At 41.7% G+C, this 264-nt stretch carries 1 tRNA gene; it reads right to left on the bottom strand.

Annotated features, from left to right (window positions below):
* Position 1: 1 nt before the first annotated feature.
* Positions 2-75, bottom strand: a tRNA-Ile gene (locus tag CCAND38_RS02125).
* Positions 76-264: the final 189 nt, after the last annotated feature.

Genomic DNA, 264 nt, shown 5'->3' with positions numbered 1-264 from the left:
GTAGTCCCAGGCAGACTCGAACTGCCGACCTCTACATTATCAGTGTAGCGCTCTAACCAGCTGAGCTATGAGACTGCATCTTTTTAGCTATTAGCCATCAGCAAATAGCAATTAGTCTATATAACTTCTAAACACTAATCACTAACCTCTAATTAGCCTAGAAATATCGACTGCACAAGATTTAAAGAATATCCTACAATTACTCTCGTAAAGGTATTTCTCTAGAAAGGAGGTGTTCCAGCCGCACCTTCCGGTACGGCTAAC

This window comes from Capnocytophaga canis, from assembly GCF_000827555.1.
Taxonomy (GTDB): domain Bacteria; phylum Bacteroidota; class Bacteroidia; order Flavobacteriales; family Flavobacteriaceae; genus Capnocytophaga; species Capnocytophaga canis.
This window is presented reverse-complemented; position numbering and strand designations above follow the sequence as displayed.